This window comes from Brevibacillus sp. AG (genome assembly GCF_028369215.1).
GTDB classification, from domain to species: Bacteria; Bacillota; Bacilli; order Brevibacillales; family Brevibacillaceae; genus Brevibacillus; species Brevibacillus porteri.
Genome location: NZ_JAQMYO010000002.1, coordinates 647,110 through 660,539, shown reverse-complemented (window position 1 = coordinate 660,539; position 13,430 = coordinate 647,110). Strand labels below are relative to the sequence as shown.

At 46.6% G+C, this 13,430-nt stretch carries 17 protein-coding genes; all 17 read right to left on the bottom strand.

The window, feature by feature from the left end; translation table 11 throughout:
- Positions 1-26: 26 nt before the first annotated feature.
- The 17 genes from rseP to POF51_RS08350 all read right to left on the bottom strand — a co-directional run bounded on the left by rseP (position 27) and on the right by POF51_RS08350 (position 13,420).
- A complete protein-coding gene (rseP, locus tag POF51_RS08430) occupies positions 27-1,292 on the bottom strand; it encodes an RIP metalloprotease RseP (protein ID WP_069849247.1) in 1,266 nt (421 codons plus the stop codon).
- A 44-nt stretch (positions 1,293-1,336) separates the two neighbouring features.
- The gene (locus POF51_RS08425; RefSeq protein WP_069849694.1) at positions 1,337-2,485 is read right to left on the bottom strand and encodes a 1-deoxy-D-xylulose-5-phosphate reductoisomerase; all 1,149 of its coding nucleotides are present in this window, start codon (positions 2,483-2,485) and stop codon (positions 1,337-1,339) included.
- A 40-nt stretch (positions 2,486-2,525) separates the two neighbouring features.
- On the bottom strand, positions 2,526-3,311 hold the full coding sequence (locus tag POF51_RS08420; protein ID WP_271754969.1) for a phosphatidate cytidylyltransferase: 786 nt from the start codon (positions 3,309-3,311) through the stop codon (positions 2,526-2,528).
- Positions 3,312-3,328: 17 nt separating this feature from the next.
- Positions 3,329-4,099 (bottom strand): isoprenyl transferase, encoded by a 771-nt coding sequence (locus POF51_RS08415; protein ID WP_017249299.1) that lies wholly within the window; start codon positions 4,097-4,099, stop codon positions 3,329-3,331.
- Positions 4,100-4,165: 66 nt separating this feature from the next.
- The gene (gene frr / locus POF51_RS08410) at positions 4,166-4,723 is read right to left on the bottom strand and encodes a ribosome recycling factor (protein WP_017249300.1); all 558 of its coding nucleotides are present in this window, start codon (positions 4,721-4,723) and stop codon (positions 4,166-4,168) included.
- Between the two features lie 2 nt (positions 4,724-4,725).
- Complete coding sequence (gene pyrH / locus POF51_RS08405) at positions 4,726-5,448, bottom strand: UMP kinase (protein ID WP_017249301.1); 723 nt, start codon at positions 5,446-5,448, stop codon at positions 4,726-4,728.
- A gap of 159 nt (positions 5,449-5,607) precedes the next feature.
- A complete protein-coding gene (gene tsf / locus POF51_RS08400; RefSeq protein ID WP_017249302.1) occupies positions 5,608-6,495 on the bottom strand; it encodes a translation elongation factor Ts in 888 nt (295 codons plus the stop codon).
- A gap of 142 nt (positions 6,496-6,637) precedes the next feature.
- Positions 6,638-7,348, bottom strand: a complete 711-nt coding sequence (gene rpsB, locus POF51_RS08395; protein ID WP_069849249.1) for a 30S ribosomal protein S2 — start codon at positions 7,346-7,348, stop codon at positions 6,638-6,640.
- 246 nt (positions 7,349-7,594) lie between these two features.
- Positions 7,595-8,290 carry a DNA polymerase III subunit gamma/tau gene (locus POF51_RS08390; RefSeq protein ID WP_069849250.1) on the bottom strand — a complete coding sequence of 232 codons (696 nt, stop codon included), beginning with the start codon at positions 8,288-8,290 and terminating at the stop codon, positions 7,595-7,597.
- Complete coding sequence (locus tag POF51_RS08385) at positions 8,265-8,789, bottom strand: DUF6115 domain-containing protein (protein ID WP_083261674.1); 525 nt, start codon at positions 8,787-8,789, stop codon at positions 8,265-8,267. Before POF51_RS08385 ends, POF51_RS08390 begins: the two co-directional genes overlap by 26 nt.
- A gap of 23 nt (positions 8,790-8,812) precedes the next feature.
- Positions 8,813-9,151: a hypothetical protein gene (locus POF51_RS08380; protein ID WP_017249305.1), complete on the bottom strand. Its 339-nt coding sequence runs from the start codon at positions 9,149-9,151 to the stop codon at positions 8,813-8,815.
- A gap of 46 nt (positions 9,152-9,197) precedes the next feature.
- Positions 9,198-10,616: a DUF342 domain-containing protein gene (locus POF51_RS08375; protein WP_017249306.1), complete on the bottom strand. Its 1,419-nt coding sequence runs from the start codon at positions 10,614-10,616 to the stop codon at positions 9,198-9,200.
- A gap of 31 nt (positions 10,617-10,647) precedes the next feature.
- On the bottom strand, positions 10,648-11,436 hold the full coding sequence (locus POF51_RS08370; RefSeq protein WP_017249307.1) for a FliA/WhiG family RNA polymerase sigma factor: 789 nt from the start codon (positions 11,434-11,436) through the stop codon (positions 10,648-10,650).
- Between the two features lie 16 nt (positions 11,437-11,452).
- Complete coding sequence (locus POF51_RS08365) at positions 11,453-11,836, bottom strand: hypothetical protein (protein WP_069849255.1); 384 nt, start codon at positions 11,834-11,836, stop codon at positions 11,453-11,455.
- 3 nt (positions 11,837-11,839) lie between these two features.
- A complete protein-coding gene (locus tag POF51_RS08360) occupies positions 11,840-12,325 on the bottom strand; it encodes a chemotaxis protein CheD (RefSeq protein WP_007719270.1) in 486 nt (161 codons plus the stop codon).
- A complete protein-coding gene (locus tag POF51_RS08355) occupies positions 12,312-12,938 on the bottom strand; it encodes a chemotaxis protein CheC (protein WP_069849256.1) in 627 nt (208 codons plus the stop codon). Before POF51_RS08355 ends, POF51_RS08360 begins: the two co-directional genes overlap by 14 nt.
- A gap of 5 nt (positions 12,939-12,943) precedes the next feature.
- The gene (locus POF51_RS08350; protein ID WP_007719278.1) at positions 12,944-13,420 is read right to left on the bottom strand and encodes a chemotaxis protein CheW; all 477 of its coding nucleotides are present in this window, start codon (positions 13,418-13,420) and stop codon (positions 12,944-12,946) included.
- Between the last annotated feature and the right edge of the window lie 10 nt (positions 13,421-13,430).

Genomic DNA, 13,430 nt, shown 5'->3' with positions numbered 1-13,430 from the left:
TTTCTTTCTATCATGTTAGTACGTGATTAGGAGAACAATCGTTGCAGATCATTCCAAGTCACTACCAAAATCAGCAACATCAAAAAGGCAAAGCCCAGGAAATGAACCATTCCTTCTTTATGAGGGTCAACAGGTCGACCACGCAACGCCTCTACTCCCAAGAATGCGAGACGTCCGCCATCTAAGGCAGGCAGTGGCAACAGATTGAACAATCCAAGGTTAATGCTCAATACAGCAGCCCATTTCAATAGAATCGCCATACCTTGTTGAGCAACCTCTCCTGTCATCTTGAAAATACCGACTGGACCACTCAAGTCCTTCAGCCCATATTCACCCGTCACGAGCATTCCCAAGCTTTTCAGGATCATCATCGTAAACTCGTAAGTGGAAGTTGCACCGTATTTGAGAACTTCTCCTGGGGCAAACGTGAGTGCATTGGTTACCATGATTTTGCCCACGTTATTTTCGTCTTTCCCTACTTTAACTGGCACAGTCATACGCTGGCCATTGCGCTCGTACTCAAATGTTAATTGTTGGTCTGGCGCTTTGCTAATCTTCTCTACAACGTCTTTCCACGAGGATACAGGCTGACCTTGAATCGCGATCACCTTATCACCTGGCAATAATCCAGCTTGAGCAGCAGGTCCTCCCGGAATCACATTCCCCAGATGGCTGCCATTCGGTACGCCGTACAAGAAGCCGATCACGATAAACAAAACAAACGCCAGCAAAAAGTTGGCTGCAGGTCCTGCAAAAATCGCCCAAAAACGTTGGGAAACTGTCTTGCCTTTGAACTGTCTGTTCAGAGGAGCAATCTGTACTTCTTGTCCATCCTTGACCAGCTGAGCCTGTGGATGAACAGCAAATGTCTTCTGCTCTCCATCTAGTTCAAGCACGATATTTAAATTTTGCTCCAGATCAAAATGTACCACCGTACCGGTAATCGCACGAGGTGAACCAGTACTTGGCCCATCGAGCAAAATATGTGTGACCTTTCCTAACGCATCCCGCTCCACGCTTACTTCCATGTGCGGTTTCAACATATCCATCTCCGGGTCTTCCCCCGCCATGCGAACGAGACCACCGATGGGTAACAGGCGTAAGGTGTATTCCGTTTCTCCCCGCTTCACGCGAAAAATTTTTGGCCCCATTCCCAGTGCAAATTCACGACATAAGATTCCTGCCTTCTTGGCCAGAAGGAAGTGTCCTAGTTCGTGCACAAAGACAAGTACCCCAAATACAACTACAATCGCGAGAATTGATTCAACGGAATCCAGGTTGGGCAAAGGCAAGTGAACAGCCACCTTTCTGTCAAGTATCTAACACTCATATTTCCTTAGATGGAGACGAGCGCATAAGAGCGTGCCCACTCATCAGCTGCAAAAATATCTGCAAGCTCTGGACTCGCTACACCAGGGTGAGCTTCGCATGTTTTTCGGACGACCTTTTCGATGTCCAAAAAACGGATCGCTCCCTTCAAGAACCTATCAACTGCGACTTCATTGGCTGCATTCAGTACCGCAGTATGCGTACCTCCTGCCATGCCGCACTCATACGCTAATTTTAACAGTGGATAACGCTCATAATCCATGGCTGCAAAATGAAGCGTGGCGATCTTGACCAAATCGAGTGGTTCGGTAGGCAGTTCTTTTCTGATGGGATAGCTCATGGCGTACTGAATCGGAACCTTCATATCCGGCGTACCGAGTTGAGCCATGACCGCTCTGTCTTTGTATTCTACCATAGAGTGTATGATACTTTCATAATGCAATACGCATTCGATTTGCTCATAAGGTAAATCGAACAGCCAATGAGCCTCGATCACTTCAAAACCTTTGTTCATCATGGTAGCAGAATCGATGGTAATTTTTGCACCCATGCTCCAATTCGGATGAGCCAATGCCTGCTCTACTGTCACTTGCTGTAGATCCTCGCGAGAGAGGTGACGGAAAGAACCTCCTGAAGCGGTCAAAATGACCCGCGCCACATCTTCCTTGCGCTCCCCTTGCAGACATTGGTAGACAGCTGAATGCTCGCTGTCTACTGGAATAATCGATACGCCTTTTTCTTTCGCTCGTTTCATGACGACAGGGCCAGCGCTCACCAGTGTCTCTTTGTTGGCCAGTCCAATTGTTTTTCCCGCCTCAATCGCAGCGAGTGTAGGTGCGACCCCTACACTGCCGACAACAGCAGTCATAACGAAATTGGCAGCTTCATGACGGGCAACCAGTTCCAATCCTTCCGCCCCGTAAACGATTTCTGGTTGAGACTTACCCGCCAATCTATCTCGCAGTTCAACGGCAGCCTCCTCATTTCCCACAGAAACGAGATCGGGCTTGAATTTTTCCACCTGGCGTGTCAATAGATCGACGTTTGTTCCAGCAGCCATAGCTACCACCGAAAAATCCTCAGGATGCTGGTCTACGACTTCAAGCGTACTCGTTCCAATTGACCCCGTTGAACCTAAGAGCGCTATTTTTTTCACGGATTTCACCCTCTATATCTCTTTCTATATGCAAAAGGTTTTAGACAATACCTAATAGATGTAGAACCGGAAAGACGAGCAAAAAACTATCAAAGCGATCCAAAACGCCCCCGTGACCCGGAATGAGCTGTCCTGAATCTTTTACATGGAAATGTCTCTTGAAAGCCGACTCAACCAAATCACCCAATTGCCCGACGATCCCCGCAACAAGTGCGATAGTCAAAGCCTGATCAATCGCAAAATGTCCAAAGCTTGCATTGATGGAAAGGACAATCAAGACAGAAGCGACGAGACCTCCTAAGGCCCCTTCCACCGTCTTGTTTGGACTTATTTCTGGCCACAGTTTACGCTTGCCTATTGCTTTTCCCACAAAATAGGCGCCCGAATCAGTCGACCAGATTCCCATAATGACCATGACCGTCAGCATGAATCCTTCAGGTAGGTTTCGGGTAGCGGCCATATAAGTAAAACCGTAGCCTATGTATAACGCCCCCACCAACGTAAGGGCGACGTGTTCAATGTGAAACTGATTTTTCCGTAAAACGGAGTAAATCAACAAGAGCAGGATGACGGGCAGCATCAGATCCGGCATGCTGATACTGAACCAATCCGAAAATAATAGAGACGGCCACAAAATGCTTAACATCAATACATATCCGAGCAATCCTGCCAAATAAAATGACTGAATGCCAGCCATTCTCATAAATTCAAAATAGCCAATGACAGCCAGTAAAAACACCAATAGTGAGTACCAAACTCCACCAGCATACATCAATAATAGAAAAGCAGCCCCACCAATCAGGCCTGTTATTATACGTTGCTTCAACTGATTCCACCTCTCGGTTATACCGCCCCGTAGCGACGAGCTCGGCCTTGGTATTCCACGATTGCTTGATAAAAATGTTCACGGGTAAAATCAGGCCATAGCACATCCGTAAACCATAATTCTGTATATGCCAATTGCCACAGCATAAAGTTACTCAAGCGAATCTCTCCACTTGTGCGAATCAAGAGGTCTGGATCGGGAATTTCGCTTGTATACAGGTAGCTCGATATCAATTCCTCAGTCAGTTGCTCTGGTTGAAGCTCACCTGCTTTTACTTGTGCCGCCATCTCTGAAAATGCTTTCGCAAGTTCATCTCGCCCGCCGTAATTCAGAGCAAAATTCAATTGCAGACCGCTATTGTCCTTCGTTTTCTCTTCTGCTTCCAGCAGTGCTTTCAGCGTATGAGAAGGCAGCTCGTTTTTACTGCCCAGCATGCGAATGCGAACACCACGTTCTATTAATTCATCCAATTCTGTCGACAAAAATTCCTGCGGAAGTTTCATGAGAAAATCCACTTCATCTCGTGGGCGCTTCCAATTTTCGGTAGAGAATGCGTACATCGTCATATAACGCACACCAATCTCGTCTGCAGCCTTGACGACTTCCTTTACTGCTTTCATTCCTGCACGGTGCCCGGCAACCCGGGGTAAACTGCGCTTGTTGGCCCAACGACCGTTGCCATCCATAATAATCGCCACATGTTCCGGGATCTTCCCGGAACGATCCAACTCGGCTGGCTCCGTTTGCTTTTCTTTGCGGCCCCATTTGCGCGCCAGATGTTCTAACATAAAGTGTTCCCCCGTAATGAGAGATATAGACGTACATCCCCCTCAAACGAGGGGGATTACCATTACCTATACTTCCAAAATGTCTTTCTCTTTGTCCTTAACGATCTTGTCAACTTCGGCGATGAATTTATCCGTCGCTTTTTGTATGGTTTCTTGATGACGACGGGAATCGTCCTCAGAAATGGTAGCAGCTTTTTCCAGCTTTTTGATTTCATCGTTTGCATCACGACGGATGTTACGAATAGCTACCTTTGCTTCTTCTCCACCTTTTCCTGCCAGCTTCACGAGCTCTTTACGACGCTCTTCTGTGAGTGGAGGAATCATCAGACGGATAATCACACCATCGTTGGATGGGGATATTCCCAAATCCGATTGTTGCAGCGCACGGTCAATTTCTTTGAGCGCGGTTTTATCCCAAGGCTGGATAGTCAGCATACGTGGTTCTGGAACGCTGATGTTTGCCAATTGGCTAATCGGCGTTGGAGTGCCGTAGTAGTCTACTGTAACACGCTCCAGCATCGCTGGGTTCGCACGACCTGCACGCAGGCTAGACAGATCTCTTTTCAAAGCATTGATCGCTTTATTCATGCGATCTTCCATGTCTTTTAGCACAGTTTGTGGCATAATTATTCCCCTTTCACTAGAGTACCGATTTTGTCGCCCATTACTGCCCGACGAATATTGCCTTCTTCAGAAATGTTAAAGACGATCAACGGAATACTGTTATCCATGCACAGGCTGGACGCTGTTGAATCCATGACACCTAAACCTTTATTCAGCACTTCCAGGAATGTCAACTGGTCGTACTTCTTAGCGTTCGGGTCAAGGCTTGGATCTGCAGTGTACACACCGTCTACCTTGTTTTTCGCCATCAGGATTACTTCAGCTTCAATTTCAGCTGCACGCAAAGCAGCAGTCGTATCCGTTGAAAAGTAAGGGTTACCAGTACCGGCAGCGAAGATGACCACACGCATTTTTTCCAAATGACGAATGGCACGACGGCGTATGTATGGTTCTGCTACCTGTCTCATCTCAATCGAGGTTTGAACACGAGTCGGGACGTTCACTTTTTCTAACCCATCCTGCAAGGCGAGTGAGTTCATAATTGTGGCCAGCATCCCCATGTAATCGGCTGTTGCCCGATCCATTCCTTTAGAGCTGCCTGAAAGTCCGCGCCAGATGTTACCTCCTCCGACGACTACTGCGACTTGTACACCCAATTCTACGATTTCCTTGATCTGGTTAGCGACGGAGAAAATTACCTTTGGGTCAATCCCATACCCTAAGTCCCCCGCCAAAGCTTCCCCACTCAACTTTAACACAACCCGTTTATAGGCAGGAAGTGGCATGTGAAACGGCCTCCATTCATGAATCATTCTCTGTGCCCAGTCTGCATTCCTTCTAATTGGGAACAGGTACACACTGCTATTTACATGCAGAAAGTTTCACACAAAGTGAAACTCTCGCTTTGAAAATAGGGAACACGAAGGTGTTCCCTATAACCTTTATTATTGCTTATTAACTTGAGCCATTACTTCAGCTGCGAAGTCTTCTTGTTTCTTCTCGATACCTTCGCCTACTTGGAAGCGAGCGAATCCTTTCAAGGTAGCGCCTGCTTCTTTCAACAGAACAGCTACTTTCTTGTCAGTATCTTTTACGAATGGTTGCTCAACCAGTACGTATTCTTCGAAGAATTTGGAGAGGCGGCCTTCTACCATTTTCTCAACGATGTTAGCAGGTTTGCCTTCAGCCAGTGCTTGGTTTTTCAGAACTTCACGCTCACGCTCGATCTCATCAGCGGAAACTTCTTCACGGTTAGCAAAACGTGGGTTGGACGCTGCTGCGTGCATGCCCAGGTCGCGAGCCAGTGTCTCGTCTTGTGTACCTTCCAAAGTAACCAGAACGCCGATACGGCCACCCATGTGGAGGTAAGCACCGAATGCGCCGTTGTCTGTTTTCTCGGAGAGTGCAAAACGACGGAAGGAGATGTTCTCTCCGATAGTCGCGATTTTCTCGTTGATTACATGACCCAAAGTCTCGCCAGCACCTTTGAAAGGTTGCTCCAGCGCTTCTTCAACAGATGCAGGGCGTTGGGATACAACGTGCTCAGCGATGTCTTTAACGAGTGCTTGGAACTCAGGGTTTTTACCTACGAAGTCAGTTTCGCAGTTCACTTCAACAACTGCTGCTACGTTTCCAGCTACTGCTGTTGCAGTCAAACCTTCTGCTGCGATACGACCAGATTTTTTTGCTGCTTTCGCTACACCGCGCTCACGGAGCAAGTCAATCGCTTTTTCCATGTCGCCTGCTGTTTCTTCCAGCGCGCGTTTGCAATCCATCATACCTGCGCCTGTACGCTCGCGCAGTTCTTTAACAGCTTGTGCACTAATTGCCATTGAGTGAAACCTCCTCGAAAAGTTACGATCTTATTATAGTCGAAAAGCATGTTGCGTGCTAACCTGCACGGCAACAATATTCAACAAAAAAGGATGGACGGGGGGTTCTGACACCCTCAGTCCACCCATTTTACACACATGCTTACGCAGTTGTTGTTGCTTGTTGCTCTGTACCTTGGTTTCCTTCTTGCAGAGCATCTGCCATTTTAGCAGTCAGCAGTTTCACAGCGCGAATTGCATCATCGTTACCTGGGATCACATAGTCGATCTCATCTGGATCACAGTTAGTATCTACGATTGCAACGATTGGGATACCCAATTTGCGAGCTTCTGCTACAGCGATGCGCTCTTTACGAGGATCGATTACAAACAGAGCGTCAGGCAGTTTATCCATGTGAGCGATACCGCCCAAGAATTTTTCCAGACGATCCATTTCTTTGCGCAGAACGATAACTTCTTTCTTAGGCAATACTTCGAAAGTACCATCGTTTTCCATGCGCTTCAGCTCAGCCAAGCGAGATGTACGTTTTTTGATGGTTGTGAAGTTTGTCAGGGTACCACCCAACCAACGTTGGTTGATGAAGTAGTGACCTGTGCGTTCTGCTTCTTCTTTAACGGATTCTTGTGCTTGTTTCTTCGTACCAACGAAGAGCACTTTACCGCCGTCTTGAGCGAGTTCACGTACGAAGTTGTACGCTTCCTCTACTTTTTTAACGGTTTTTTGCAGGTCGATAATGTAGATTCCGTTACGTTCGGTGAAGATATAGCGAGCCATTTTCGGGTTCCAACGACGAGTTTGGTGACCAAAGTGTACACCAGCCTCGAGCAATTGTTTCATCGAAATTACTGCCATATTTCACACCTCCTTCAAAAATGGTTTTTGTGATGCGTACCTCCGCCTCACCGCATGTTCCTAGCAATTCTGCCTTAGGCAGCACCGTTGCCGGAATTGGTGGACGTGCGATTTCAACACCGTAAATGAATATATCATATGGGAGTTTCAATTGCAACAAACGAATTCCATTTATTTCGTAAAAAAAGTTTTGACCCTTCTTGGCAGAGGACAAATGGACACATTTGGTTACATTGAAAAAACCGCCTATTTTTTAGGCGGTGTTGTGATCAACTTGACGATGTCTGCTTCCTGAGCGGCGGTCGACACTTCATAGGTACCTACACGAATACGATTTAGCTTGTCGCTCGCACGTAGCTGTGCCACAAATTGATTGTCGGTAGGAAGGATTCCTTCCTTTACTAGAATCTGCGCTACATCTTCTGCAGTTGCTTTGTAAGGAACAGTGAAAGATACCTTCTTATCTGCTACTGGTGCTTCTACTGTCGGAGCTTTAGGTGCCAACGTATTGGGTGACGTTGGTGTCTGCGTATTCGGTACGGTTGGAGTAGGCTGGTCGTCCTTACTCTCTGGATTCGTTGGCGGAATCACCTTTTGTTCCGATGAAGCTGCAGGTGTCGTAGGCTGTACAGTTGGCGTCTGCGGTTGCTTAGTCACAGGCGCCACGGTTTGACCTACCTTTGGCGTAACTGGCGCCTTAGGCACTCCAGGAGCTGGCTGTACGTTCACTTTCTTTTCTTCCTGCCACTGTTTGTATTCTTCTGCTGTAAGTACGACCATTTCCAGCTCTTGTGCAGCTACTTTCATTTGATCGACAGTCAGGGCTGGTGCTTGCGCAGTTTGCTTAGGCGCTAACAGTCCAATAATGGAGGTAGCCACAATCAGTCCTGCTCCAAATCCAAATAATAGCTCTTGTTTACGCATCGGCAAGACCTCGCTCATGCCTGTCAGCCAAGGAAAAGACCAAATCGATTTCCCCTCTGCCGGCACCGAGTCGTTTTGCGATCTCATCCCGAGACAAACCTTCTTTACTCAGCTCAAAGGCACGGCGATAACGTTCTCGCAGTGCCAGCATATCCACCTCTTGAACTTGAGGTGCTGGTTCTATCCTATCCGTATCATTTGGAGCCTCTTGCTTGTGACTCTCACTCTTTTGCCATTCTTCTTCCATATTGTCTAATCGCTTGCGCAAACTAGCGATATCCTCGAGAAGATCCGCTCTCATTTCCTGCCATTCTGCAGAAAGAAGATGGGTTTCTTGCTTTACCTGTTTTTGAAGACGCTGCACGCTTTTTTCGAGCTCGTCCTTGTCCGTCGTGCGTTGTGTCGGTATTGAGGAAAAGGAGTCAACAGGCTGCTTCTTTTTAATGACAAAAGCAAGAAGCATACTGATCATTCCTGCTCCAATCAGGATGGGATACACTACGTCCATGTTGTCCACCTTTATTTCTGGCTTGACTTCGTTTATAAAGAAATATCTATAATACGTCCACGCAATGGATCTCTCATGAGATCAGCATTCGTAGATACACCTTCGCTCGATTCGGACAATTGACTTCCAGCGGATTCTTTTTTGTCCTGATGCTCTTGCTGTCCTTGCTTTTTTTCTCGTTCGCGTATCTGGTTCTTTTGTGATTGCTCAAGATCGCTCGGGCGCTGGCGCATATGTTCATCCAGGTCTCTCCGCTGATCAATCATTGATTGTTGTTCATGCATGGTTCGTTGTTGCTGATGCTCCTGAATTCGGCTGACTTCTAGCGTACGTGGTATTGCCACCTGCAATTCAACCGCTTTCAAACTCATATGGCCCCAACTCCCTTTGTCACACTAAGTATGTAAGCATCCTGGATTAGATGAGGGTTGCTGTGCTAATTTCACCGTCTAGCACAATAAATCGCGTTCTCGCATACTCATGCTTGATAAAGTGCACCAGCTTTCCAAACGTCATTTTAATTCCTGGATACATCACATGATATGCCTCAATAGCTGCTGGGCCTTCCCCTTTCAGCTCGAGTTCAATATCATTTCTGCGTGCTTCCAATTCCTTGCTTTCTTTTTCCAAAACCAAACGAGTATTGGTTAGCTTGATTTGCATGAGACGTTTGTCTGCTGGAAGTTCTTTGCTGACTTGAAGAATCTGATTAATAACGCCTAGGCCTTGATCTGTTTTGCGTAAATTTTCATACACATTTTGTAGTTCTTTTTGAATGTTCGCCAGTTCTTGTCTTAATTCTGGTTTTACTCCTACTTCGAGTATCGTAGGAGTGGCGCTGCTGTTCCCAAATACTCGTGCCACAATCTTTTCCCCAGCTTGAAGCACGCCACCAATAATGAAGCCTTTTGCTCCTTTGCAGATGATTTGCTTTCCAGCTCGTATGGTTGAGAACATGATGCTTTGTGAAACAATCACTTGATTGCCAGCCGTTACATTGGCGTTTTGGATAAAGGATGTCCGAACATCTTTCCCCGCAACAATGCAGCCTTTGTCCTGGGCAACAATCCCGCTTTTGATTTCAATAGAGCCCTCCGCGTACAACTCGGCCCCTTCTACACTGCCAAGTACACGGATATCTCCTGATGACTTTACGCGAAAGCCATTCAATACGTTCCCGCGAATGACCACCGTTCCCACAAAATCAATATTGCCAACACCAAAATCGACATCCCCGTTTACTTCAAATACGGGAAACACGTTCATTTTTGCCTGTTCCGTGAAGGAGACTTGTCCGTCAATAGCGGCGTATAGCATCGTCCGCTCTTGATTGAGCACAACATTTTTCCCAGGCTTTATGTTTATTTCCTTGCCGGCTTTGGGAGCGATGGGCTCTCCGGTAACTGCTGTGCCTGGTTGTCCCTGGCTTGCTGATATTTTACGTGCCAAGAGTTGTCCTTTTGCCACATTAGGGATTGTCGTCACATTATAAAAATCAACTCGACCATCCTCTAGCTCTTTTGGACCTTCCCCTTCATTAATAGATGCCAAATAGGGGTACTCGATAGTCGCATCGGTTCCGGCCACTGGTGCAATCCCCTGAGCAACCTTTACTCTCGCATTTGCATACTTCGCGGGTAAGGTACACAAGTTCTGGACTACATCATCGAGAATTCCATACTTCACATTGCTTGTTTGTAATGCTTTGTAAACATCTGTTTCCAAGACGACAATTTCGTCGATATCTTGTTCGTCCGCACGTAGAAGTACCTCAGCCTCCAATTTATCAGCTGAAATTTTTACTTCTATTTTATAATTCCCGATTCCTTCCATCATTCTACCCCTCTCAAGCTTGGGTAATGTCCCCTTACATTAATTGCGATTTCCATCTGGACAACGCAGAACGAAGTCGGAAAAGAGCTTTGGAGTGCAACTGGGATATTCTTGAAGGTGACAAGCTCATGATTTCCGCAATTTCTGATAAGGTCATTTCTTCAAAATAAAACAAAGAGACAACCAATCGTTCCTTTTCAGGCAATTTGTCGATGACCGTTACTAGAACCTCTTTTAAGCTGGATACTTCCGCCACATTATCAGGGCGAGGTGTGAGCTCGTCAATGATATACGAATGTCTTGCTGTTTTTTGTTCGTCTTCATCCCCTACTGCCTCATCGATAGAAACCATGCTAGCAAGAGAGGTTTCCAAGAAAACCTGTTGAAGCTCCTTTTTGCTTATTCCCAGATAATTAGACACTTCTTGATCGGTTGGCATTCGCAGCATTTGCTGTTCCAAGGTGGTGTATGCTTCTTCGATTTTTTTGGCCTTGTCTCGAACAGTACGAGGGATCCAGTCGTTCTCGCGTAGTCCATCGATCATTGCACCACGAATCCGCCACATGGCGTACGTCTCAAATTGGAGACCCCGGGTATGATCGAATTTAGCCAAAGCGTCCAATAGTCCAAAGCGCCCATAACTAATCAAGTCATCCTTGTCCACATTTGCTGGCAGATTAATCGCCAACCGATTTGCCACCTTATCTACCAGTGGCAAAAACCGCGTGACCAAGTCAACCTCCGCCTCGCGACTTCCCTCTTGTTTCCACATGACCCATTTATCGAACTCTTTTGCTTTTTCTTGACTGGTTAGCCGTGCCACGAATAGTCACCAACCTTTACTCATCTGATAAGCGCCTAACGACCTCTGCAACGGTGGCTGGATCCTCAGTAGGATGAACCCTTTCCATCTTGTTGATTGAGAGTGGTGCAAATGTTTGATCTTCCTGTTCTAATAGTTGTCCAATTTCCAGTACGACCCCACCTTCCGCTAGAGGAGAGCCTGTCTCCTCTAGCGTGTCCGTAACCATTGGTGGAGTAGATGACTGTATGAACGTTGCGAGCAGCCAACGAATTGGAAATGCAGCGAGGAAGAATAGGACAAATGCGATACCTGCTCTCTCCAGTGATACGAGCCAGACATTACTCGCCACAGCCGTACCCAGCGTCACAAGAAATGCGAGCATTCCTAATCCAAAATTAATCCAAATGGTTCCTAACATTTGTTATACTTCCTTCACACCTTGATTTACGGTCCTGATTTGAAGAATGCCGTTTGTGGCATCTAACTCTATTGTCCGACCGCAGTTTCCCCCTGTATCTTCTGCCACGATCTTTATATGAGCATCCTTCAATGCAAGTTTGCACGCCTCTACATTCCGAGGCCCAATCCGCATGGTGTCATTATTCCCTAAAAATGCGAACATTTGTGCACCGCCAGCCAATTTTGCAACTGTGTGTCTGGTCTCAGCACCAGCCTTCACCATCAACTGAATCAGATGGGGGATTGCTGTATCCGCATACTTGCCTATTGTTAGCTCCCCGCTTTTAGCCAAAGACGATTCAGGGAGCATGACATGTGCCATACCTGCAATTTTATGGATATGATCGTAGAGCACTACCCCTACGCAAGAACCTAAACCGGTAGTACGCAGCTTACTCGGCGGCTTTGCCACCCCAAGATCAGCCATCCCTATCTTAATAATCTCCATCGAACGGAACCCCTAATGAACGAAATAGTGTTGGGAGCGATTCAGGATCAGGAATTAAGAAAAAGTTCCCTTTTACTTGATCATTGCCTTCGAAAAAAGCGGTGTCAATCGTGAGGGCAAAGTCACCCGCTTGACCCAACGCTATTAATCCATAACTTAGAATAGCTCCAGCCATATCCACAGCGAGTGCAGGTACAGACGGTTGTAAATTTAATTGTGTAAAATCAGCTAACGATGATAGATAAGAGCCTGTTAAGATGTTGCCAATCTCATGCAGCGCTGAAATCTCCAACTCTTCCCACTCGTACACATCTTTATTAATTCCTGTAATTTGTTCGAGTAGGTGCTTGGCAGAATCCAAATCAAGGATGAAAAACATGTTCCCTGGACAATCGCCTTCAACGCGGAGGAAGACGGTCACTACTACAGTTTCCGCTCCTCCTACACAATCTGCAACTTCGTCGAAAGGGATAATCTTGACTTGTGGAACTTTCATATCGATTTCTTTTTGTATGAGCTTGGAGAGAGCCGTGGCAGCGTGACCAGCACCGATGTTCCCGATTTCCCGTAAAACGTCAAATTGGAAATCTCCAAACTTCGTAAAATCGCCCATTTTACTTACCCCTCAATTGCGTCCAACTGCTTGATTTCCTCAGTGCTCAATACTTTATCGAGATTTAAGAGGATTAACAGTCGTTTATCCAGCTTAGCGACACCTCGCAAATAAGCAGCTTCCACTCCTCCAACAACCTCTGGAGGCGGTTCAATCGCATCAACTGGTATATCGATAACATCGTTAGCAGCATCTACAATGAGACCCACTTCCAATTCACCTACGGCCACGATAATGATTCGAGTTGCTTCGGAATAGACGCTTTCTTCGAGACTAAAGCGATTGCGTAGGTCAATAATCGGTGTCACAACGCCACGCAGATTAATAACCCCTTTGACGAAACTAGGCGTTCGCGGAACTCTTGTGATGTGCTCCAGCTTTTCAATGGATTTGACTTGATGAACCTCTACGCCATACTCTTCGTCCTTCAATCGAAAGACAATCACTTTGACTTCGCTAATGACTTCTTTTTGATCGAGCATGCGGCTGCCC

Excerpts from the sequence above, each read along its gene's own strand:
- pyrH (WP_017249301.1), bottom strand. The coding sequence starts at position 5,448 with ATGCCACTTCCTGCCTATAAACGGGTTGTGTTAAAGTTGAGTGGGGAA.
- POF51_RS08415 (WP_017249299.1), bottom strand. The coding sequence starts at position 4,099 with ATGTTAGAACATCTGGCGCGCAAATGGGGCCGCAAAGAAAAGCAAACG.
- POF51_RS08390 (WP_069849250.1), bottom strand. The coding sequence starts at position 8,290 with ATGAGCGAGGTCTTGCCGATGCGTAAACAAGAGCTATTATTTGGATTT.
- POF51_RS08350 (WP_007719278.1), bottom strand. The coding sequence starts at position 13,420 with ATGCTCGATCAAAAAGAAGTCATTAGCGAAGTCAAAGTGATTGTCTTT.
- POF51_RS08380 (WP_017249305.1), bottom strand. The coding sequence starts at position 9,151 with ATGAGTTTGAAAGCGGTTGAATTGCAGGTGGCAATACCACGTACGCTA.
- POF51_RS08365 (WP_069849255.1), bottom strand. The coding sequence starts at position 11,836 with ATGTTAGGAACCATTTGGATTAATTTTGGATTAGGAATGCTCGCATTT.
- POF51_RS08375 (WP_017249306.1), bottom strand. The coding sequence starts at position 10,616 with ATGATGGAAGGAATCGGGAATTATAAAATAGAAGTAAAAATTTCAGCT.
- frr (WP_017249300.1), bottom strand. The coding sequence starts at position 4,723 with ATGCCACAAACTGTGCTAAAAGACATGGAAGATCGCATGAATAAAGCG.
- POF51_RS08355 (WP_069849256.1), bottom strand. The coding sequence starts at position 12,938 with ATGGGCGATTTTACGAAGTTTGGAGATTTCCAATTTGACGTTTTACGG.
- POF51_RS08360 (WP_007719270.1), bottom strand. The coding sequence starts at position 12,325 with ATGGAGATTATTAAGATAGGGATGGCTGATCTTGGGGTGGCAAAGCCG.
- tsf (WP_017249302.1), bottom strand. The coding sequence starts at position 6,495 with ATGGCAATTAGTGCACAAGCTGTTAAAGAACTGCGCGAGCGTACAGGC.
- rpsB (WP_069849249.1), bottom strand. The coding sequence starts at position 7,348 with ATGGCAGTAATTTCGATGAAACAATTGCTCGAGGCTGGTGTACACTTT.